This window comes from Paenibacillus algorifonticola (assembly GCF_050481745.1).
In the GTDB taxonomy this organism is placed as follows: Bacteria; Bacillota; Bacilli; order Paenibacillales; family Paenibacillaceae; genus Pristimantibacillus; species Pristimantibacillus algorifonticola_A.
Genome location: NZ_JBCNGR010000008.1, coordinates 191,857 through 212,993, shown reverse-complemented (window position 1 = coordinate 212,993; position 21,137 = coordinate 191,857). Strand labels below are relative to the sequence as shown.

16 protein-coding genes are annotated in these 21,137 nt (G+C 45.6%); 14 read left to right on the top strand and 2 right to left on the bottom strand.

Annotated features, from left to right (window positions below; genetic code table 11):
- Positions 1 to 124: 124 nt before the first annotated feature.
- Positions 125 to 826 (bottom strand): queuosine precursor transporter, encoded by a 702-nt coding sequence (locus ABEW34_RS08505; RefSeq protein WP_099519731.1) that lies wholly within the window; start codon positions 824 to 826, stop codon positions 125 to 127.
- 191 nt (positions 827 to 1,017) lie between these two features.
- Between ABEW34_RS08505 and helD the strand changes: the two genes are divergently transcribed.
- Complete coding sequence (gene helD / locus ABEW34_RS08500) at positions 1,018 to 3,354, top strand: RNA polymerase recycling motor HelD (protein WP_430158519.1); 2,337 nt, start codon at positions 1,018 to 1,020, stop codon at positions 3,352 to 3,354.
- Between the two features lie 40 nt (positions 3,355 to 3,394).
- Here the strand turns inward: helD and ABEW34_RS08495 are convergent, their stop codons facing one another.
- Positions 3,395 to 4,291 carry a PAS domain-containing protein gene (locus ABEW34_RS08495; protein ID WP_430157072.1) on the bottom strand — a complete coding sequence of 299 codons (897 nt, stop codon included), beginning with the start codon at positions 4,289 to 4,291 and terminating at the stop codon, positions 3,395 to 3,397.
- Between the two features lie 1,234 nt (positions 4,292 to 5,525).
- Here ABEW34_RS08495 and ABEW34_RS08490 point away from each other — a divergent pair.
- The 13 genes from ABEW34_RS08490 to ABEW34_RS08430 all read left to right on the top strand — a co-directional run bounded on the left by ABEW34_RS08490 (position 5,526) and on the right by ABEW34_RS08430 (position 21,034).
- Positions 5,526 to 6,692: a glucose-1-phosphate adenylyltransferase gene (locus tag ABEW34_RS08490; RefSeq protein WP_430158517.1), complete on the top strand. Its 1,167-nt coding sequence runs from the start codon at positions 5,526 to 5,528 to the stop codon at positions 6,690 to 6,692.
- The gene (glgD, locus tag ABEW34_RS08485) at positions 6,689 to 7,798 is read left to right on the top strand and encodes a glucose-1-phosphate adenylyltransferase subunit GlgD (protein WP_430157069.1); all 1,110 of its coding nucleotides are present in this window, start codon (positions 6,689 to 6,691) and stop codon (positions 7,796 to 7,798) included. Before ABEW34_RS08490 ends, glgD begins: the two co-directional genes overlap by 4 nt.
- Before the next feature lie 107 nt (positions 7,799 to 7,905).
- Entirely contained in the window at positions 7,906 to 9,363 is a 1,458-nt protein-coding gene (gene glgA / locus ABEW34_RS08480; protein WP_430157066.1) for a glycogen synthase GlgA, read from the top strand.
- On the top strand, positions 9,345 to 11,324 hold the full coding sequence (locus ABEW34_RS08475; RefSeq protein WP_430157063.1) for a glycoside hydrolase family 15 protein: 1,980 nt from the start codon (positions 9,345 to 9,347) through the stop codon (positions 11,322 to 11,324). Before glgA ends, ABEW34_RS08475 begins: the two co-directional genes overlap by 19 nt.
- Before the next feature lie 529 nt (positions 11,325 to 11,853).
- Positions 11,854 to 13,299 carry a 4-hydroxyphenylacetate 3-hydroxylase family protein gene (locus tag ABEW34_RS08470; protein WP_430157060.1) on the top strand — a complete coding sequence of 482 codons (1,446 nt, stop codon included), beginning with the start codon at positions 11,854 to 11,856 and terminating at the stop codon, positions 13,297 to 13,299.
- On the top strand, positions 13,286 to 13,666 hold the full coding sequence (locus tag ABEW34_RS08465) for an NUDIX hydrolase (RefSeq protein WP_430157057.1): 381 nt from the start codon (positions 13,286 to 13,288) through the stop codon (positions 13,664 to 13,666). Before ABEW34_RS08470 ends, ABEW34_RS08465 begins: the two co-directional genes overlap by 14 nt.
- Positions 13,667 to 13,681: 15 nt before the next feature.
- Positions 13,682 to 14,878 carry a M24 family metallopeptidase gene (locus ABEW34_RS08460; protein ID WP_430157054.1) on the top strand — a complete coding sequence of 399 codons (1,197 nt, stop codon included), beginning with the start codon at positions 13,682 to 13,684 and terminating at the stop codon, positions 14,876 to 14,878.
- A 4-nt stretch (positions 14,879 to 14,882) separates the two neighbouring features.
- The gene (locus ABEW34_RS08455; protein WP_430157051.1) at positions 14,883 to 15,902 is read left to right on the top strand and encodes a PLP-dependent cysteine synthase family protein; all 1,020 of its coding nucleotides are present in this window, start codon (positions 14,883 to 14,885) and stop codon (positions 15,900 to 15,902) included.
- 28 nt (positions 15,903 to 15,930) lie between these two features.
- Positions 15,931 to 16,578, top strand: coding sequence for an orotate phosphoribosyltransferase (pyrE, locus tag ABEW34_RS08450; protein WP_430157048.1), 648 nt, complete (start codon positions 15,931 to 15,933; stop codon positions 16,576 to 16,578).
- A gap of 183 nt (positions 16,579 to 16,761) precedes the next feature.
- A complete protein-coding gene (locus tag ABEW34_RS08445; RefSeq protein ID WP_430157045.1) occupies positions 16,762 to 17,952 on the top strand; it encodes an MFS transporter in 1,191 nt (396 codons plus the stop codon).
- A 131-nt stretch (positions 17,953 to 18,083) separates the two neighbouring features.
- Positions 18,084 to 18,878: a Cof-type HAD-IIB family hydrolase gene (locus tag ABEW34_RS08440; RefSeq protein ID WP_430157042.1), complete on the top strand. Its 795-nt coding sequence runs from the start codon at positions 18,084 to 18,086 to the stop codon at positions 18,876 to 18,878.
- Positions 18,879 to 19,153: 275 nt separating this feature from the next.
- Entirely contained in the window at positions 19,154 to 20,107 is a 954-nt protein-coding gene (locus ABEW34_RS08435) for an ABC transporter permease (RefSeq protein ID WP_430157039.1), read from the top strand.
- 27 nt (positions 20,108 to 20,134) lie between these two features.
- The gene (locus tag ABEW34_RS08430; protein WP_430157036.1) at positions 20,135 to 21,034 is read left to right on the top strand and encodes a carbohydrate ABC transporter permease; all 900 of its coding nucleotides are present in this window, start codon (positions 20,135 to 20,137) and stop codon (positions 21,032 to 21,034) included.
- Positions 21,035 to 21,137 lie beyond the last annotated feature (103 nt).

The following is a 21,137-nucleotide window of genomic DNA, read 5'->3' as shown; positions in this document are numbered from 1 at the left end:
AGCCGTTTCACCTTGAAATATAGGAAAGGAAATCCTAGCGCGATCCTTTCTCTATATTTCTCGGAATGAAACGCGCCGCGCCACCAGAGGACGGCGACAGCCGTTTCACCTTGCAACTATGGACTTAAATCGATTCTTTCTTGAACGTGAAGCTTCGCGCTGCATATAGAAACGGCGTCGAGCAGACGGACACCAGAAACTTAATGACATAGGTGGACAGGAAGATCGACATCCATACATCGAATTCATATTCAGTTGCAAAGGCAATCGTACAAAAGATGAGCGAATCGACGAATTGGCTAATAATCGTACTGCCGTTATTGCGTATCCACAGCTGATTGCGAGCTGGGAACAGCCGCTTGAGCAGCGAATAAATTTTCACATCAAGGAATTGGCTGACAAAATAGGCGCATAGGCTGCCAAGGGCAATTTGCGGCAGCATGCCGAATATGGTCTGAAGCGCTGCTTGCGCTTCCACACCGGGCTCGGCTGGATTAAACAGCAGCGCCATCTGCATAATAATGGTTGAGGCGATTAAGGTGAAGAATCCGAACCAGACCGCTTTTTTGGCATCGGCTTCGCCATATTTCTCGTTGAGCAGGTCAGATGCCAAATAGATGGTGCCATACATCGTATTGCCGAGCGTAATGACGATGGCCAGCGTACCGAATTGCAAATCAACGGTTTTGACGACTTGAATATTGGCGACAACGGTCGCCATGCCAATCCAGGCAAAGATGCCGACTTTGCCGAATAATCGGTAGGAAATGAGAAAAAGCGTGAAATGGGCGAGCATAAAAAGAACGCCGAACCACAAGTTGAACATGTGAAAAAAACCTCCTAGTTTTGATAACGCGGGAGTTTACGAACCGCGGCTTGCTTTGCTGCGATGCAGCATGTATGATTATATTTCTGCCTTTGCCATTATAATCGCTTGTTTTAGGGCAGGCAATGTTTATTTCTTATTTATACAAATGCGGAAGTACTACTTTTATATATAAAGGAGCGTGACCTATGATGCCGAATTATGAGCTTGAACAGGAACAGCTGCGAGTCAATCGGGTAACGAAGTGGGTCAAGGAGCAAATCGACGGCTTGCAGGATCAGGCTGGAGACCTGCGCGAGGATATTGTAGATATTCGTAAAAATTTCTGGGATGACGTAACGGTCAACTTTGAGGATTCCGCAGAATCTGCGGAGACGCACGCCAGCTTGAAGCAGCAGGCGGAATTGCTGTCGGAACGGGAACGGACTCGCCGCGTGGCGATGGAACAACTGGGACTGCTGAAGAAGCTGGCACAGTCGCCGTATTTCGGTCGTATTGATTTTGTAGAGGATGGCGAGAGCCGTGAGGCAATGGAACCGATTTATTTAGGAGTGGGTTCCCTGCTCGACGAAAGCGGAGCCAACTACTTAATTTATGACTGGCGTGCGCCTATATCCGGCCTCTATTACGATTATTCGCCGGGACCTGCAAAATATGAGACGCCAGGTGGGCAAATTTCCGGAGAAATGACGCTAAAGCGCCAGTATATTATTCGTCAGGGCGAAATTGAAGGCATGTTCGACACGGGCGTAACGATTGGCGATGAAATATTGCAAGCGGTGCTAGGCAAACAGTCGGATTCGCAAATGAAAAGCATTGTGGCGACGATTCAGCGCGAGCAAAATCAAATTATCCGCAATGAGCGGGCTCGCCTGCTGCTCGTCCAGGGTGCGGCGGGAAGTGGTAAAACTTCAGCTGCCCTGCAGCGGGTGGCGTATTTGCTCTATCGCTATCGCGGTACATTGAATGCCGATCAAATCGTCCTTTTTTCGCCAAATCCAATGTTTAACAGCTACGTCGCAACCGTACTGCCGGAGCTGGGCGAGCAAAATATGCAGCAGACGACGTATCAGCAGTATTTGGAGCATCGTCTTGTTCAAACCTTTGATCTGGAGGACCCCTTCTCCCAATTGGAGTATACGCTCTCTGCCGCTCATGGCAGCGAATATGATGCACGCGTTGAAGGGATTCGCTACAAATCAAGCCTCTCGTTTATTGGGCTGATTGACCGTTATGCCGCTTCACTTGGCGAGAAGGGATTGCTCTTTCGGGCGATGAAGTTCCGCGGCCGCACCTTAATTACAGCCGAGGCCATACATGAGCATTTTTACAGCCAAAATCGTTCTCATCCGATTCCGAACCGTCTGCGCATGACAGCCGAGTGGCTGCTCAAGGAGCTGACCCGTCTCGGGCGCGAGGAGCGGGGTAAGCGCTGGGTAGAAGAAGAGATGGAGCTGCTCGATAACGAGACGTATAATACGGTTTACAGCGAGCTTCTGGATAAGGAAGGGTTTACGCAAAATTCCTTCGATGATCATAAGCGGGAGAGCGACCGTCTGGCGGCGATCATTGTACAGGAGCGCTTTAAGCGCCTGCGCAGCAGGGTTAAACGGCTTAAGTTTCTGGATATGCCGAAGGTGTATCGCCAGCTGTTTCATGAAACAAACGATCATGAGGGCGAATATCCGCAGCTTTGGGCTGCAATCTGCGAAGGCACGGCGGAGAAGCTGGCGCGTAAGGAGTTATTTTATGAGGATGCCACGCCTTATTTATATTTGAAGGAGCTGCTTGAGGGCTTCCAGACGAATACGTCGGTTAAGCATTTGTTCGTCGATGAAGCGCAGGACTATTCGCCTTTCCAATTTCATTATTTAAAGAAAATATTCCCGAGCAGCAAAATCACGGCGCTGGGCGATTTGAACCAGTCGATTTTCGCCCATGCTGTTGTCGGCGACAGCTTCCATGCCTTGTCAGGCATGTATGAGGAGCAGGAAACCGAGCGCGTCGTATTGGAGAGGAGCTATCGCTCCACCCGCCAAATTTCTGAGTTTACTAGCAGCTTTATTGCGGGCGGGGAGCGGATTATTCCGTTCAATCGCAGCGGTCCATGGCCAACGATTACCGCTATTGCTGGCGAGGAAGAGCTGACAAGGCAAATTGCCCAGCGGATCGAAGCGCTCAAGAAACAAGGCAACAGCTCGATTGCCGTTATTGGCAAGACTGCGGAGGAAAGCAGGCTTGCTTTTGAAGCGTTGTCCGCCATCGTGCCAGATATCAATTTAATCGCCAAAGAAACGTCGACGTTCGAGCAGGGAATAGTCGTTATTCCTTCCTATTTGGCTAAAGGCGTGGAGTTTGATGCTGTAATTTTGTATAATGCTTCAAGCTTGGTCTATGGACGGGAAGACGAGCGCAAGCTGTTTTATACGGCTTGTACGCGAGCGATGCATGAGCTGCACCTGTATTATATGGGCGAGCCGACCGCCTTTCTGGATAAAGCGCAGCTAGCCGAGCCGCTTAAAAACTAATAGTGTACAAATAAGGGATGGTCCTGAAGGAGATCATCCCTTATTTGCGTATTTTTTGCCAAATCTCTAAACAGTCCACCTTCAGCTCGGAGGCAATCAATTCAGCCGTAAGCCGCTGGGGCATCTTTATTTTTCCATTGCGCAGCTTGGAAATCGTCTGGATGGAAATACCGGTGGCAGCTGCGAGCTGGCCTGCGCTTATGTCGCGTTTTGCCATCCAAATTTTCAGCCGCATGCTGGAATCAATATACTCATGCGTGTTAATAGGCTGCAAATCAAGCACAATAAAGGCGTATTCCTTAATTCGTCCAAACCCATCAAAGATGGGTGTGAATGTAATTTTTACTTCAAGCTCTACGCCATTGACTTTGGTTGTTTTTACAGTAATATGGTTTGTTTTTTTGAATTTCCGCGTTTCCTCCAAAATATGCAGCAGGCGCAGATGCTCGCTTTCGGCCACAATTTCCAGAAAAGATTCTCCATTCAAATGGCCGTCGGCTATCAAATAGGCGGGGAAGGGGTCTTTCAAAAATTGTACCTGATAGTTCGCGTCGAGAATGCCGCTAAACAGCACCGTATTCGTCTCGAATTGACGTTCAATCCAATGATGGGAGCTCAAATCAGTCAGTATAATGAGTGATAATGCCTGGCGTTCTTTGTTAAGCATATTCAGGTTGTTATGCTCGACCATGACAGGCGTTCCTCCCGGCTTGCAGGTGTGGAGCAGTCCTTCCCGTTTTGTGCTGGTCTTGAAATGCTTGAGCGACCAGTTCTCTACCAGCTCGCCTACCGGCTTGTCAATCAATGATTCATATTCCAGACCTGTTAGGCGAATGAAAGCTTCATTGGCATCCATGATGAAGCCATAATGCTTTACAGATCGGATAATAGCGGCAGGACTGTCCATCATTTGAAACACTCTTTCAAAAACCGTCAATCGTTTTCGCTCCTTTGAGCCAGCAGTTCGGCATTTATGTAAGGTATTTTTAAAATATAACAATTTATAAGTTCACACTAATTATATTACATCGCGAAACGGTAGCTTTGCCGCCAGATGACAGCGACAACCGTTTCACCTTGATTTAGTGTTTAATTAATTAAACTCGCAAGCCTGGCAGGCATATAGCTAGCGGATAGAAGGATATCTGTCCGATTATTGCAGCTTATTGGGCGCTCAGCGCGCTTTATAACTTGTCGCTTTCCTTGTTAAAATAATCAATAAATAGGGAAATAATTTAAAAGGCTTGATTCCGGAGGAGATACATCATGAATTATGAATGCATCATTGAGAATTGCACCAAACCCGTCAAAGCCAGGGAATTATGCTCCATGCACCATCAGCGTCTTATGCGTCATGGCGACCCTCTCACGATCCGGCCTCGCAGAACGAAAATTGTAACGAATTGTAAATGGATTAACTGTAACAAAAGCGCGAGTACGAAGGGATACTGCTCTAAACATTATTACATTCATCGCGTAACCCGTACAGTATAAAATAATACATATTCATCTTCTATCAGCCAGTAAATCAGCAATTTAAGGTTTCAATTGGTTATGAAAGATGTATAATATAACTAGCTGCAAGATGGGGCCCTTGGCCCCATTTACCTCGCAAATAATCAGGCAACCGTCGCTTTTGTCCAATTTAAAAGGAAGGAGCAGACCTTGTCAATCGCAGCTTTCCAAATAACAGGATGATTATCCCCACTACAGCTTTTTACACTCAATGGCAAGGCCACCGCAAATTTAGAACTCTTGCATACGAATTTATCACAGCTAAGCTGCACGATGCCCCTATTCACTTAAACTCCATAGTTTGTCTGCTTATGGACGGAAGCTCTTTTTCAGTTCTATTCTGGCATATATTCATATTGCCGGACAATCTGTCATATCATGATTATGATGTGGCAAGGGTTTGTTGTTAAAGCCAACTACTCCAAAATGCTGCTCCAACTATCAAATCGGAGTGCCAGAGCCGGGTTGCAACCGCTCTTTCATAGACGGCAAGTCATTTAAGCCCGGGACTCGGGGATAAGGGAAAGCCTTATTTCGTCAGCGATACAATGGCTGGGCACGGCTGCAAATGTTGCATCTCATCACATTTTCCCCCGCTATGACTTGCTCTCTCATCCAGGTTCTGGGGGACACTCATGAATAAGGAGTTGGTGTCCATGGCTCGTAAAGAAATGTTGGCAATGCTGCTTGCAGGGGGTGAAGGAAAACGTCTTGGAGTACTGACGAAGGATTTGGCCAAGCCTGCCGTTTATTTCGGCGGGAAATATCGGATTATTGATTTTACATTAAGCAATTGCACGCATTCAGGTATCGATACAGTAGGTGTATTGACGCAGTATCAGCCGTTTGAGCTCAATCGTTATTTGGGCATTGGAACGCCTTGGGGTCTGGATCGCAGCGATGGCGGCATGGCTATACTTCCCCCGCATGTGAAACAGAAGGGCGGCGTCTGGTACAAGGGCACGGCCAACGCAATCTATCAGAATATGGAGTTTATTGAGCGATATAATCCAAGCTATGTCTTGGTCATTTCCGGCGATCATATTTATACGATGGACTATGATCTGATGCTTCAGCATCATAAGCGGTGCGGGGCGGATGTAACGATAGCAGGTATAGAAGTAGATTGGAAGGAAGCCAGCCGCTTCGGTGTCATGCATGTCGATGATGAAGACCGTATAACTGCATTTGAGGAAAAGCCTGCGAAGCCTACCAGCAATATCGCCTCGATGGGCGTCTACATTTTTACATGGTCGGTATTGCAAAAATATTTGATTTATGACGAGGCGAACCGCCAGTCCAGCAATGATTTTGGCAAAGACGTTATTCCGGCTATGTTGCGGGATGGCCTCATCGTCAGCGCTTATTCATTCCGCGGCTACTGGAAGGATGTCGGCACGATTGAAAGCCTATGGGAGGCGAATATGGATTTGCTCGCAGAGGAGCCTTCGCTAGATCTATCGGATCAAGATTGGCGCATCTATTCTGTCAATCCCAATCGGCCGGCGCAATACGTAGCGGCGGGCGCCGAGGTGATATCATCTATGGTGACGGAGGGCTGCGTTGTGGAAGGGCGGGTAGATCGCTCGGTTCTCTTCTATGGCGTCCAGATGGAGAAGGGCAGTGAGGTTAGCGAGTCCGTCATTATGCCAAATGTGCGGATTGGCGAAGGGGCGCGCGTTTACAGGGCAATCATCGGCGAAGGCGCTGTAATCGAAGACGGCGTGCAGATTGGCGATCCGGAGGATGATGCGATTACCGTCGTAGCTGTCGGACAGTTTGTTGCGAATGATCACGTATTGCTGGAGGTGGAGCCATCATGAGCAACCGGATAATGGGCGTTATCAATTTAATCCACGAGTCGGACGAGTTGGAGCATTTAACGCAAAGCCGCTGCCTTGCGACCGTGCCGTTTGGAGCACGCTACAGGCTCATTGATTTTATTTTGTCCAGCATGGTGAACTCTGGCATTAGCAAGGTAGCAGTGTTTGCGCATACGAAATATCGCTCGCTGATGGATCATCTGGGATCAGGTAAGTACTGGGATTTAAACAATCGTCAGAGCGGGTTGTTTATTTTGCCGCCGGCTACGGATGATTTGCAGGAAATCAGCCGCGGCGATTTATACCATTTTTATCAAAATCGCGACTATTTCAACCGCTCAACGACGGAGTATGTTGTCATTACGCGCAGCCATATGGTTTGCAATATTGATTTCAATCCGATTATTGATGAGCATGAGGCACGTGGGGCGGATATTACAATCGTGTGCAAGAAGCAGCATGATTTGGTCGGCAAGGCGCGCAAAGTCAAGATGAGCAGCGATGGCCGAATTACATCGATTCAGGAAAACTATGGGCGCATGCTGAGCGATATTTCCTCTATGGAAATGTATGTGATGAGGAAGGATTTGCTTATGGAAATCGTAGAAACCTCGCTCGCCCAAGGGCAGGATCATCTCGTACGCCATGCGATATTTTCCCGCTTGAACAAGCTGCGGGTTTATGGACATTTATACGATGGATATTTGGGCGTAGTCAATACGCTTGAAAGCTATTTTACCAATAGCATGAATCTGCTTTGTCCTGAAGTGTGGAAGGAGCTGTTTTTTCAGCCGGGCACGATCTTTACGAAGGTTAAGGATGAGCCGCCGGCACGTTATTTGGAATCTTCCAAAGTGAATAACTCATTAATCGCCAATGGCTGCCGTATTGAAGGGACTGTGGAGAACAGCATTTTGTTCCGGGGTGTCCATATTGGCAAAGGGGCAGTCATTCGCAATAGCATCATTATGCAAAATGGCATCATTGGCGAAAATAGCCTGATTCAGCATAGCATTTTGGATAAGGATGTACGAGTCGATTGCAACCGGGATATAAGAGGAGCGGAGAAGCTGCCCTTCCTGGCAGGCAAGCGGAAGACGATCTAACTTAAAGGAAATAGGCAGGCATGAGGCTGGGTGCTAAGCTGGGACTATTCTACAGCTTGTCGCAGCCTCTGCAAGCTACATTTTTGAGCGAAACAGGAGGAGAAAAAATGAATATTTTGTTTGCAACTTCGGAGGCCGCGCCACTCGCAAAAACCGGCGGCTTGGGCGACGTTGCAGGCGCTCTTCCCAAAGCATTGGTTAAACGTCAAATCGGCACAAGCGTAATTTTGCCAAAATATGAGGATATTCCAGCAGAATATTTGGAATATTTCGAACAAATCGCTTCCTTCAACGTTTCCTTTAGCTGGCGCAATCAATATTGCGGGCTATTCCGTGGAGAAATCGAAGGCGTATGCTATTATTTGATCGACAATGAGTTTTATTTTAAGCGTAGAGGGTTATATGGATATGGAGACGATCCTGAGCGCTTTGTGTTTTTTAGCTTTGCTGTGCTGGAGGCGCTAAGCTTTATTGATGTGCTTCCAGATGTCATCCATTGCCATGATTGGCAAACCGCGCTCATTCCGTTTCTGCTCAAGACGCAATATGCGGCACAATGGGTGGATATCCGCACCGTGTTCACTATCCATAACCTGAAATATCAGGGCGTACTAGGCATCAAGCAGCTTCAGGATTTAACGGGGGCGGGGGATGAGGCTTTTGGCCCGGACGGGCTGGAGTTTCATGGTGCAGCCAGCTGTTTGAAGGGCGGCCTCGTGTATGCAGACAAGCTGACGACAGTCAGCCATACTTATGCGGAAGAAATCAAGGGACATGAATATGGCGAGCGTCTGGAGGAGCTGCTGCGGCATCGCGAAGGCGATCTTCTGGGCATTGTAAACGGCATTGATGATGAGTCCTATGATCCGATGAAGGATTCTTCGCTGCATACGCCATACCGTAATTCCATTAGCCGAAAACGGAAAAACAAGCTCGATTTGCAGCAGGAGCTAAGGCTGCCGGAATCGGAGGAAATTCCGCTCATTGGCATGGTCAACCGACTTGTAGAGCAGAAAGGGCTGGACCTCATCACAGCAAGGCTTGAGCTGCTGCTGCAGGAGGATATCCAGCTCGTCATTCTTGGTTCGGGCGAGCGGCATTATGAGCAGCTGCTGCAGCAGTTCGCGCTGCGTTATCCTGACAAAATTGCGGTAAAGCTTGGCTATAACGAGAGGCTTGCTCGCCGCATCTACGCAGGAGCTGATTTATATTTGCTGCCTTCACGCTTCGAGCCTTGCGGAATCAGCCAGCTCCTTGCGCTGCGCTACCGTGCTGTCCCGATCGTTAGGGAGACCGGGGGATTAAAGGATACCGTCCAGTCTTTTGATGAATATACTGGTGAAGGAAATGGCTTCAGCTTTGTGGGCTATGATGCCGATGAATATTGGAGTACGGTTAGCAGAGCACTGCGCGTATACCGCAATCCAGAGGCCTGGAAGCAAATTATAGACAATGTCTCCAAGGAGAACTATAGCTGGAATCGCTCGGCCAAAGCCTACGTAGCCGTATATCATCAACTTTTGTTACAGCGAGAGGAGAACAAACCATGCCCCGTCACCTTGTAATTGGCAATGGCAAGCTGTTAGTGAATTTGGATCAAACCTGTTACATCCGCGATATTTATTATCCTTATGTGGGACAGCTCAATCATGTGGGCGGCCACTTTTGCCGCTTCGGCTTTTGGATTGGCGGCATCTTCTCCTGGCTGGATGAACCCGAGTGGAACATTGAGCTTGGGTATATTGACGATTCGCTCGTTACGAACATCGTAGCCAGACACGCTGGTCTTGGTGTTGAGCTGCAAATGAATGACGGCATTCATCAGCGTGAATGCATTTATATTAAGCGGGTCGTCGTACGAAATTTACGCAATGATGGCCGCGAGGCAAGGCTGTTTTTTCATCAGGATTTGATGATTGACGGCTCGGAGGTAGGCGATACAGCTGCGTATTACCCGGAAAATAATACGCTGTTTCATTACAAGCGCTCGAATTATTTTATGTTCAGCGGCTCAAGCGATGAAGGCGGCTTGATGCAATATTCGACGGGTATTAAGCGATTCCACTCCGCGGAAGGCACATGGCGTGATGCAGAGGATGGCGTGCTAATGGGAAATACAATTGCCCAAGGCTCCGTAGACAGTACGATTGGCCTGAGTGCCAATGTGCCGGGGGGCGGCGAAAAAACCTTTTATTATTGGATGTCGATTGGCAAAAACCTGGAGGAGGTCAAGGAGCTTAATCAATACGTCCTTGATAATAGCCCGGAAAAGCTGCTTAGCCGCGTCGTCATCTATTGGAATCATTGGCTGAGAAGAGCAGAGAGCGATTTGGGCGATTTGAATGAGAGCATCAGCCGCATGTTCCGTCACAGCCTGCTCATCGTGCGCACGCAGGTGGATGAACGCGGTGCGATTTTGGCGGCGAATGATACGGATATATTGCAATACAATCGTGACCATTACAGCTACATGTGGCCGCGTGACGGCGCCTTGATTGCCGAATCGATGTCGCTTGCCGGCTACCAGAGCGTTATTGCGCCATTTTTCAATTTTTGCGCAGCAGCGCTTTCACCAGACGGCTATTTATACCACAAATACAATCCGGACGGAACGGTTGGCTCCAGCTGGCATCCGTATATCGTACAGGGCAGCCAGCGCCTTCCAATTCAGGAAGACGAGACGGCGCTCGTCCTGTTCGCATTATGGCAGGATTATTTGCGCAATCAAGTCATTGAGCTGCCTCAGTCCTTGTACAGCAACTTGATCCGCAAGGCAGCTACGTTCCTCAGCAGCTATATAGAGCCTGAGCTGTCGCTGCCTAAACCGAGCTATGACCTGTGGGAAGAGCGTTATGGCATCTGGACCTATACCGTCGCTTCTGTCTATGGAGGCTTAATGGCGGCAGCCTTCTTCACCGAGCTGTTCGGCGATTATGAGCGCAGCGACCATTACCGTAATACAGCCCAGACAATCAAGCACGGCATGCTGACGCAGCTGTGGGATGAGGAGAGTGGACGATTCGCGCGCGGTCTCATTCAGAAGGACAATGGCTGGGTGAAGGATATGACGATGGAGAGCAGCGTATTCGGCATTTGGGAATTTGGCGTGCTGCCAGTCGATGATGATAAAGTCATTCGGACGATGAATGCGATCAGAGATGGGCTGAAAATCCAGACAGATGTCGGCGGACATGCCCGGTATATGAACGATTATTATTTCCAGCAAACCGGCGATATTGATAAAATTCCGGGCAATCCATGGATTATTTGTACGCTATGGGTCGCCAATTACCAAATTGCTTCTGCACAGAAGCTGGACGATCTGGAAGGGCCGAAGCAGACGCTGCAATGGGTCGTGGATCATGCTTTATCCAGCGGATTGCTGGCGGAGCAGCTCAATCCGTTCGACGGCAGCCCGCTCTCGGTCGCACCGCTCACTTGGTCGCATGCGACATTTATTCAGAGCGTGAGCAAATACGCGGAGAAGTATAAGCAGCTAAAGGGGCTAAATTTATCATTTATTTGAATGAAAAAGGCAGTATGAAGTATCATTCATAAAGAAGCTCCAGCAGGAAAAAGAACGCAGCAAGCGTTCTTTTTCCTGCTGTTTTTTTGCGTTAATCGCAGCATGCTCTGCCAAAAATAGCTTCCAAAAGGGGAAGGTGATTACGAAAAAAGCAGGCGGAATACGCTGCTGTTATATACAGGAGAATTAGTCTGTATCATAATTAAAAATGTCGTATATTTACAAAAAAATAAAACGCTTACATAAATTTTTTTGGCTTTCGTTTTCGCGGTAATTAGCTAAAAAGCAGCAGTTTCCAAGGAGGGAACTGCTGCTTTTTATGATATTGAAACGATTTAAATGCTATTTCCGACAAAAAAAGTTTATATTCGACAGCTAATTTCGACAGACTTTTTAATAGAAGTATTTTACCATTACATATGTAATTTACTAAAATTTATCTATATTTTATTTCGTTTGATTTAAATGTCTTATAATTTGGTTATCAGGGATTTTATGGTAAAAAATAATGTAAGAGGTGTTGAACAACGTGCAAACCTATGAATTTTCAGCTAAAAGTGCCTATTTGAAAAGAATGAAAGGCAGAAATTCTGTTTATTTAAACGGAGTTCAAGTTGACGTAGCGACTAGCCCGGCATTTTCAGGAGCAATTGAATGTATTGAAAAATACTATGATTTGCAGGAAGCACAATCAGATATTCATTGTTTTAAAGATGGCAATCAAAATACCGCAATGAGTCTGCTAGTCCCTTCAACAGTCGAGGATTTGCGGCGGAAAAGAGAATCCTATAAAGCTGTAGCGGATATTTCTTTCGGCATGCTGGGCAGAACGCCAGATTTTATTAATGCCGCTTTAGCTACGTTATATGCTCATTCCAAGCAGCTCGGCAGCCATCTCTATGCTGATTTCTCTGAGAATATGAAAGCTTATTATAACTATGTGAAAGAGAATAACTTATTTGTAGGCCACGGAGCGATTAATCCGCAAATTGACCGGTCTTTGCCTCTAGGCTCCCAAGTTAATGAATATGCAGCTGTGAGAGTCGTAAGCCATGATCAAAAAGGAATTGTCGTTACAGGGGCCAAAATGATTGTAACATTGGCACCCATTGCAGATGAATTGCTCATATTTAATATGCCAGGGTTAAAGCCGGGTGACGAGGATTACGCGGTTTCTTTTGCTTTGCCTGTCGATTATCCAGGCGTGAAAATAATATGCAGAAAACCGATGGTGAAGCCAGCCTATCATTCATTTGATCATCCACTGGCTAATGCTTTTGATGAAATCGATGCCTATTTGATTTTAAATGAAGTGATTATTCCTTGGGAAAAGGTATTCGTATTCAGAGATGTTGCGAAATCGAATTTGTTCTACGATAAAACCTTTGCTCGGAATCACACGGGGCATCAGGGCATTGTAAGAGGATTATCTAAAGCGGAGCTCCTCACAGGCATTTCCATTCAACTGGCGAAAATGCTGAAGCTCGACGGGTTTATAAATATCCAGGAAAAATTAGGAGAGCTGACCTCCTATGTCGAGCTAGTAAAAGCAAGTATTGCATGGAGTGAGGCAGATGCAACGCTAAGCGAAGAAGGGGTCATAACCCCAAGCATCAGCGCTATTCAAGCGATTCGATATCATTTTCCGAAAATGTATGAAACGATGGTTAAGACATTACAATCGCTTGCGGCGGGTTCCATGCTGTCTACCCCGCATTATCAGGATTTTCTTCATTCGGATTTAAGCGACTTGGCGAGTTCTCTTTCTACAGGTGAAACGGACGCTTTATCCCGCACAAAATTATTAAATCTCGCTTGGGATGCATCGGGCGATGGCTTTGGCCAAAGACAGTTAGTCTATGAATTTTTTCATGCCGGAGACCCAATGAGAATTGCCGCTGGACATTTTTTGAATTATGACAAGCGCAATATGATAAATATGGTAGATAGGGTGTTGTTACATGACAACGATTAGCTGTGCCTGCCTTGTGAAACAGGACAACAAAAAGCTGCTTCTGGTAAGGGTTAGGGATAATGAGCTTTGGTATTTGCCAGGGGGGAAGATAGAGCCAGGCGAAGACCCGCAAGAAGCTTTAGTCAGGGAATTGAAAGAAGAGCTGAACATAGACGTTCAGAGGGATAGCATTCAACATTTGCGAACGGTAATCGGGCCTGCCTATAAAGAGAATGCCAATGTTGAATTAATCTGTTATACGGCAGACTGGGCCGGAGATATAGTGCCATGTTCCGAAATTAGCGAAGTGGATTGGGTGGATTCAAGTCATTACAGCTTGCTCGCCCCTGCTGTTATCAAGCTAGTTGAGCAATTGGAGTTCGAATAAAACAAGAGGTGAATGATGCTGTTTAATACGAAGCGCTTAATAGCAAAAATGAAAGAACATAATCTGTCGGCCATCGTTGCGGCTACGAAAGAAAATATAAAATATTTTACCGGATTTGAGCCTGTAGTCAAAACGTTGAATCCTTATTTTGGACAATGCTTTGCAGTCGTCACAAGCTGTTCTCCCGATAAGGTTCATGTTGTGCATTCCGTAGGAGAAATTGATCAGATTTTGGATGCCCGCTCGCCAATTGGACATGTCGTAACCTATGGAACCTTTTATCGGGAATATGCAGCGAACGCCCCCTTAACGGAAGAAGAGCAGCGTTTGAACGATTTATCTAATAATGATAATGGAAATTCAAATGCCGAGGAAGGTCTTGTGGCGTTATTAAATAAGCTTAATCTCACTAATGAGCGAGTGGGAATGGATGAGGATGGTATGAGAGGGAGCCGCTTATCGATGATTAAAAGCAAGCTCCCGCATGTTGAGTTTGTTGAAAGTTCGGCGGTTATCCGCAGTGTTAGAGCGGTCAAAACAAGCTTTGAAATCGATGCGCTTGCTCATTCCTCCATTTGTATCGAGAATGCGATAAAAACCGTTATAGATCAGCTATATGAGGGCATAAACGAACAGGAAATTGTCAAAATTTTCGCTTGTTCCATTGCCGAGCAAGGTGCTATACCCACGTTGCCGATGATTAAAGTGGGCAGGCATGCAGTTGGCGGGCAAAGAAAGCCTAGTGCTGACAACCGTTTAATGCCAGGGGATATTCTCTGGTTTGATTGCGACATTGTATGTGATGGTTATTGGGCGGATATTGCCAGAGTTTTCGCCTATAAGGAGCTTAAAGCCGAATACTTGAAATACAATGCGCTGCATAAAGGCCAACAAGAGGCGATAAAAAGGGTTAAGCCGGGTATGAAGGGCAAGGATGTGTTCCATCTGACGATGAATGCGGTTCATGAAGCAGGCTTTGAAAATTATAGAAGGCATCATGTTGGACATGGCATTGGTTTAGAGCCTTATGAACTGCCTATTTTATCTCCAGCGAGTGAAGATGTGATTGAAGAAGGAATGATCCTTTCCATAGAGACCCCTTATTATGAATTTGGTCTTGGAGCCTTGCATGTAGAAGATCCTATCGTCGTTTTGCAGAGCGGCAATAAAGTACTGACCACGGGAGATAGCTTAATTAAAATTGTGGGGTGAGGCAATGATATACAACAATATTACGGAATGTATTGGAAATACGCCGGTTTTAGCTCTAAATGACGATTTAGTTCCTAGGGGCAAAAGCCTATATTTAAAGCTGGATTACTTTAATCCTAACTTTAGCATCAAGGATCGAACGGCTCTTGGTTTAGTAAAAGCGGCACTTGCTTCAGGGCAATTAAATCATGACAGTATATTGGTAGAATCAACCTCGGGCAATCTTGGGAAATCCCTCGCTATGCTAGGCGCCGTTTATGGGTTTCGTGTCATTATTGTGGTTGATCCCAAAGTAAGCGAAAGCTTGCTGAAGTGGTATCAGGCTTATGGGGCAGAAATCAGCATGGTGACTTCACCAGCAGCGGACGGAGGCTTTCAACGGGCCCGGCTAAACCGCGTTCAGGAGCTGCTCCAAAAGTTTCCCAATGCTTACTGGACCAATCAATATGATAATCCACAAAATCCGCAATACCATTCGCAAACAACAGCATTGGAAATCGTAGACTTGCCAGTAGATTCTATTATTGGCGCAGTCAGCACAGGCGGGCATCTTTGTGGAATTGGGAAATATGTGAAGGCGCAAAGGCCGGATGTGAAAATCGTTGCTTGCGATGTAGCGGGTTCGGCTGTGTTTCGAGAAAAATTTTCTCCTTATTTGATTAATGGTGTAGGGCTAAGCTGGAGAAGCGATAATACAGATATTTCAGTACTGGATCAGGTGTGCATTGCAAGTGACCAGGAAGCGATTTCGATGTGTCGTTTATTAGCCCGACATCATGGCATTTTAATGGGGGGATCTGGTGGCTTGACGGTAGTAGCGGCTCTAGCTTGGCTGAATCATAGTGATTCAAAATCGGCTGTTGCAATTATACCGGATACAGGGATCAATTATTTGGATCAGTTTTACGATGACAAATGGCTTATTGAAAAAAATATAACCCTGCTTGACCGTTCCGAGCTGCAAAACACGATTCAAAATAGAGCGTTTGATTCATTACTGATGAAATCGAATGTTTTATCCTAAACGTTTATAGAAATGGAAGGTGAATGAGATGCGAAATATTAGTGAAGACTTTGCAAAATTTATAGTTGATGATGGCATCATTAAATTTGGTGAATTCACATTGAAATCAGGAAGAGTAAGTCCCTATTTTTTTAATTTTGGCTCCTTCAATGACTCTGCGATGTTAGCGCGTCTGGGAAGCTTTTATGCAGACACGATTGTGAAGGAAAAGATTGAATTCGATATCATTTTTGGGCCTGCCTATAAAGGGATACCGATAGCGTTAACTACGGCACTAGCCCTGCATAACAACGATATGGGCAATGTTGGTTTTGCCTTCAACCGCAAGCATCAGAAGCAATATGGAGAGGGCGGAAATATAATCGGGGCTTCGCTTGCGGGTAAAAAGATTCTTGCGGTAGATGATGTGCTTACATCAGGCAGAACTATTAAAGAGACGAAGCAGTTAGTGGAAAATGAGGGCGGCATATTAACTGCATTTCTAGTGGCATTAGATAGAGAAGAAAAAGGCTCTGAAACGGCATTATCCGCCCTAGAGGAGGCGAGCAAAGCCTACGATGTGAAAATATATGTCGTGGCTCGTATAACCGATGTTGCAGCCTATATGTCCGATACTGCCGATAAAGAGCAAAATGTGGAAAAAATCAAGGAATACCTAAAGGTGTATGGGAAATAAGGAATCAAATGAAAAGAAGTCATTTCAGCATAAGATTGGCTCTTTTTTTAATATAGGAAAGTATATCATTTCGTTATCCTTTCTCTATATTTCACACTCGAAACGAAAGCTTTGCCGCCAGAGGACGGCAAAGCCGTTTACGTGTGTGCCGTTCGACAAACTAGCATAGGATAGAGGATGGCCATGAGTAAAGTAATGATTCAAATCAAAGCTTTAAACTTTTTAGTATTTTCGACATTTGCCATTCTGCTTCCCTACCTTCCGTTACTGCTTGCGGAGAGAGGCTTCAGCATAGCTCAAATTGGGCTACTGCTGATGGTAGGTCCCTTCTTTGCGATTTTTCTCCAGCCAATTGTAGGCTTCATTAGCGATAAATGGCATGCAGTAAAGCGGATTTTATTGCTTTTGTGGTGCTTGACAGGATTGAGTGCAGTTGGCTTGTTTTATATAAACAGCAAGCTCTTCTCGGTTATTTTTGTCGTTTCTTTGTTTATGTTTTTCCTTTCTGCCATTCCATTGGTAGACACGCTGACTGTAAAAATGGCCGAAAATTTTAAAAGTACATACAGTACAATCCGATTGTGGGGCTCCATTGGCTTCTGTATAGTCGCTGTCTTTCTAGGCGCTTATTTCGAACGTATCGGAGGATTGGATGCTTTAATAAAAATCTATTTTCCCATTTGGCTTGCCGCGTTATTGATCTTATTTAATCTAAAGGAATTTACGAGCAAAGAAAGCAGTCGCTTTAATTGGCGAGACCTTGTGCAGTTAATAGGAGATAAACGAATATTTATCTTTTTGATTTTTTTATTATTTTTAGCGGTTCCCCATCGCATGAATGATGCTTTATTCTCCATATATTTTAAAGAACTGGGCGCAAACGATTCTATGATTTCATGGGCATGGGCCATCATTGGCTTGAGTGAGATTATTGGTTTTTATATGTCGGCTAAATTATTGAAAGGCTTTCACCCCTTAAAGCTGATTATTGCGGCGACTTTGTTTTATATCATTCGATGGGTTTGTTATGTGTATACGGCCGAGCCTTATATCCTATTAGTTTTACAGTTGTTTCAAGCGATAACCTACAGCCTGTTTTGGGCATCAGCTGTAAATTATATGGTAATAGTGGTGCCAAAGCAGTTTAGAACCACATCCCAATCGCTGCTGGCTATGATATTTTTAGGTGTATCGGGCATTTTGGGAGGATCGATAGGCGGCGCGGTTCAGCAAAATTATGGCGGAAGTTATATGTATGTGTTTGCCGCATGGTCCGTGTTTATCGCTTTGGTTGGATTTATCGCTTTAAGAAAACAAGCGGCTTCGGCTGCCGTAAACTCAGAAGTAGAGGGGAAGAAGAAATATGCGGGCTGATTTAATAATAGTGGAAATTTATGAAACTTTTATATATAATGGTTCAAGCATAAATGGAAATTTGCGGCCACTTTTGGAAGCCGAACATGCACATACTAGAAATAAGGACTAACTGGAGGGAATTTTTCAGCATGTATAAGTTAATCGCAATTGATATGGACGGCACCTTATTAAATGATCATCATATTATTTCTGAAAAAAGTATAAACATCATTAAGGAGCTTTCCTCGTCAGGCTCAGAAGTCGTATTATGTACCGGCAGAGGGCCGACAAGCACCAAATTTTATACGGATATCATTGGCATAAATGGTGTGGGCATTACGTTCAATGGAGCGATTACGATTGATTTTGAAAATAACCAGATTATGAACCAATATGCGATAAATGCCCCTCAACTTGAAAGCTTTATGAGCTATTGCCGAAAACACCAGATTCATTTTGATATTAACACGCCGTTTGATCTTTATGTGGATAAGGTGGAGCAGATGAGTAAAGAAATAGGCGATATATACGCCAGTTTTTATATTCATCCCAAATCGCTCCCGCAATTTAATCGTTTAGAAGATCCGTTAATAAAATTTACCTGTATTGGTACAAGTGAACAATTAAATCAATTGCAAATCGATTTGAGCCTCTTGAGCCAGGAGCTGAATATTACAAGATCGGCGGATACCTTTATTGATGTTTTGAATATTCAAGCTGATAAGGGAAATGCCTTGAAAAACCTAGCTGAGCAGAGAGGGGTAAAGAAAGCGGAAATATTAGCAATTGGCAACTACTATAATGATATAACGATGCTGGAGTCTGCCGGTCTTGGCATCGCGATGGATAATTCTCCGGAGGAGTTAAAGCGTTTGGCAGACGATATTACGTTGTCAAATAATGAGGATGGTGTGTACCACGCCTTGCAAAAATATTGTTTTTAAATTATCCAAGCCACATGGGGGTGTAATCGCCATGTGGTTTTTATTTTGTCTATAGGCAAGGTAGGAATTTGGTTCACTGCAGGTAGAATTTGGTTCACATATCCCAAACGACATTCTTTCGAGCTGAAACAGCTGTCACTCTCTGCTGAAGGGCTATTCAGGCTAAACTAAAGGCAAGATCAACCGCTGGGTGCTGGTGAGCTCATTTTTAGTAAGCGCTTACTGAAAACGAAAAGCCTGGCAGGCGGTTGCGACATCTTTACAGGAGGGATTACATGAAGGCGGCTATCCGTCCGCAAAGCTCGATGTCTCGGCGCAGCGGCAGCTTAATACCAGACAAATTCCGTTTGTTTTTATTTGCTTCTCCGTTCCTTGTGCTGATTTTATTGTTTAGCTACTTTCCGCTGTACGGCTGGTTATATTCCTTCTACAATTATCGGCCAGGGTTTCCGCTATCGGAGACGCCATTCGTCGGTTTGCAGTGGTTTAAGGCGATTTTCTCCAATCCGACTCAGACGCAAGAGGTCATGCGGGTGATGCGCAATACGCTTGCGATGAGCTCGCTCGGTATTTTAACGTCGGTGTTCCCCGTTATTTTTGCCATTATGCTTACTGAAATTCGCACGACCTGGTATAAGAAAACGGTACAGGTGCTCACGACGCTGCCCAATTTCATCAGCTGGGTGCTTGTTTATTCGATAGCCTTCATGATGTTTTCGGTAGATAGCGGCGTCGTCAATAAATGGATGATTGCCCTTGGATTTCAGGAGATGGGCGTAAACTATTTGGCTCAGGACAACCATACTTGGCTGGCGATGACGCTGTGGGGCTTGTGGAAGGGGCTTGGCTGGGGCGCCATTATGTATATCGCGGCGATTTCCTCCATTGACCAGGAGCAATACGATGCGGCCAAGGTAGATGGCGCGGGCCGTTTCCGGATGATCTGGCATATTACCGTTCCGGGGCTGATGCCGACGTATTTTGTCCTGCTGCTGCTTTCCATCGCTAATTTCATTAACAATGGCATGGAGCAATTTTTCGTCTTCCAAAATGCGATTAACAAAGATCATATCGAGGTGCTTGACCTGTATGTGTACAACACGGGAATGCTTGGCTTCAACTTCTCGTTTGCAACGGCGATCAGCATGCTCAAATCGATTATAAGCATTGTATTGTTATTTTTCGCGAATCAGCTGTCCAAGATCGTCCGCGGGGAATCGATCATCTAACTTAAGCGAGAGGAAAGGAGGAGGCGCATGCACACGCAACGCCGGCTTGGGGACTGGCTGTTCCATATTTGCAACTATGGATTTTTCACCTTGTTTACGCTGCTTTGCCTGTTTCCCTTTTATTATCTGTTTATTAATACGATCAGCAGCAATGATCTCAGCGCCAGAGGACTCGTTACCTTGTACCCGAAAATGATTCATTTTGACAACTACATTCAGGTGCTGCAATTAAAGGGACTGGCGCAAGCGGCGCTTGTCTCGGGCGGCAGAACGATTATTGGCACGCTGCTCACCGTCGCGGCATCGGCCTTTCTCGGTTATTTATTTACGAAGCGCAAAATGTGGGCCAGAAGCTTCTGGTACCGTTTTGTCATCATCACGATGTATTTTAATGCGGGCATCATTCCGTGGTACATCATTATGATGAAGCTGAATATGACGAACAACTTTTGGGCGTATATTTTGCCAGCAGTCGTCTCGCCGTTTTATGTCATTCTCGTCAAAACGTTCGTGGAATCAATACCGGATGTGCTGGAGGAGTCGGCGGAAATGGACGGGGCGGGCTACATCGTTATTTTCAGCAAAATCATTATGCCGCTCATTACGCCAATTGCGGCGACGATTGCGATTTTTTCGGCAGTCAGCCAGTGGAACTCCTTTATCGATACCGTGTTCCTGATGACGAACAGCAAGCTGTTTACGCTGCAATTTGTGCTCTACAAGTATTTGAATGAGTCGACATCGCTCGCTGCAATTATTCGCAATTCCCAAGGCGCGGTAGGCAATATCGACCTGACGAACAAGCAGACGGCTACCTCCATAAGAACGACGGTTTCAATGATTGTCATCCTTCCGATTTTGTTCGTTTATCCGTTTTTCCAGCGCTATTTTGTCAAAGGCATTATGATTGGCGCTGTTAAAGGGTAAGGGCGAGATGGCTCTTAGCTATCAGTCATCCGTTATGTGATTGCATTGAAAGGGGGTGGCCTGCCGAAGTCGGAGGTCGAGCATAAGCATAATAAAAAAAGGG